Origin of the sequence: Myxococcus sp. CA039A (genome assembly GCF_013336645.1) — a bacterium.
GTDB classification, from domain to species: Bacteria; Myxococcota; Myxococcia; order Myxococcales; family Myxococcaceae; genus Myxococcus; species Myxococcus llanfairpwllgwyngyllgogerychwyrndrobwllllantysiliogogogochensis.
The window spans coordinates 1-1,937 of the sequence record NZ_JABUMQ010000621.1 but is presented as its reverse complement, the minus strand read 5'-3'; the positions used below and the strand labels follow the sequence as shown (position 1 = coordinate 1,937).

Genomic DNA, 1,937 nt, shown 5'->3' with positions numbered 1-1,937 from the left:
TGGAGTAGAGGGAGTCGAAGGCGTCGAAGCAGTGGACGACGTTCTGCTGGGTGGAGAGGACGCCCTTGGGCAGGCCGGTGGAGCCCGAGGTGTAGAGGATGTACGCCAGGTTGTCCGGATGCGCGCGCAGTGGCTCGGCCAGCGCGGCATGCGGCTGCTGTGCGGCACCCGGCTCGATGACCACAATCCCAAGCTGCGTTCCCTCGAACAGTGAAGGCGAGGAGATGACGAGGCAGGCTCGGGACTGTTGAAGCAGCAGGGCTCGGCGTGCCGGCGGATGAGACGGCTCCAGCGGAAGACACGTCGCGCCCGCGAGATGGACGGCGAGCAGCGAGACGACGGCCTCGGAGGAACGCTCGACGCAGACACCGACAACGGCCTCGGGACGGACCCCCAGCGCGGCGAGGTGGAACGCGAGACGCGAGGCGCGAGCGTGAAGCTGCGCGAAGGTGAGCGTGGCGTCCGGAGCGACGAGCGCGACAGCGTCGGGAGTGCGAGCGAAAGCGGCTTCAAGGATGGAGGCGACGGTGCCGTCGGAGTCGAAGGCCCGGTCGGTGTCGTTGAAGTCGCGGAGGACGCGTCGTCGCTCGTCGGCGTCGAGGAGGGAGAACTCGGACAGAGGAAGCTGGGGAGCGGCGAGGGCCTGCTCCAACAGGAGGACGAAGTGGGACAGCATCCGCTCGACGGAGGCGTGCTCGAAGAGGTCGGTGCGGAACTGGAAGTAGAGCTGGAGGGAGGAGTCAGGTAGCTCGGTGGCGGTGAGCGCGAGGTCGAGCTGGCTGGTGCCGTTGTCGACGAAGACGTGCTGCGAAGACAGGCCGGAGAAGGAGAGGGGCGAGTCGACGCGGCGCAGGTCGAACATCACCTGGAACAGCGGCGCGTGACTCAGACTGCGTTCGACGTGGAGCGCATCGACGACCCGCTCGAAGGGCACATCCTGGTGGCTGAAGGCGTCGAGCGACGTGCTCCGGACCTGGGCCAGCAACGCGGCGAAGGTCATCCCCGAGGGGACCTGGGTACGAACGACCAGCGTGTTGAGAAAGAGGCCGACGATGTCCTCGGTGGCGGCGAGGGTCCGGCCGGAGACAGGCGTGCCGATGCACAGCTCCCGCTCACCGGAGTAGCGGTGGAGCAGGGTGGCGAAGACGCCGTAGAGCGCCATGAACGGCGTCACCTGATGCTGTCGGCACAGGGCCTCCAGGCGCTGACGGACGTCACGGGGCAGGGCGTGGTGACGTGAGAAGCCACCCTGGTCCGTGATGACGGGCGGCCGAGGCTTGTCGGTGGGAAGCGCGAGCAACGCCGGGGCATCGGCGAGCTGCTGCTTCCAGTAGTCGAGGTGGACATCCTCACGCGCGCGCACCTCGGGCGTGCGCTGCCACGCGGAGACATCCGCGTAGGCCAGGAGCGGAGTGGGCAGCACCGGAGACCGTCGCTGACTCAGCTCTGAATATCCCTGTGCCAGCTCCACCAGCAGCCGATCCATGGACAGGCCGTCCACGACGATGTGATGGATGACCATCAGCAGCACATGCTGGTCAGCGGCCAGCCTGAACAGGCGGAAGCGATAGAGCGGCCCGTGCTCCAGTGAGAACGGGCGAGCACTCTCTTCCTCCAGGCGCCGCGTGAGCAGCGCACGCAACGGCTCTTCACCCCGAGCACCCGTCCGCAGGTCTTCCACGTGGAGCACGCGCTCGGACACGGGCTGGAATTCCATCCGAGGCCGACCCTCCGACGAGCCGAAGACGGCGCGAAGGGACGAGTGCCGCTCCGGCAACAGCCGCAGCGCCGTCTCGAGGGCCTCGGTGTCCAGCGCGCCCGTCAGCTCGAGCGCTTCGGGAATCACATACGCGGCGGAGTCCGGCTGGAGCTGGTGGAGGAACCAGAGGCGCTCCTGGGCGAAGGAGGAGCGAGGAGGGAGGGAGGAGGGAGAGGGG

The 1,937-nt window shown here is 68.0% G+C and carries 1 protein-coding gene; it reads right to left on the bottom strand.

From position 1 onward, the window contains the following. A partial coding sequence (locus tag HR086_RS46450; protein WP_174468867.1) for a condensation domain-containing protein occupies positions 1-1,937 on the bottom strand: 1,937 nt, incomplete at both ends.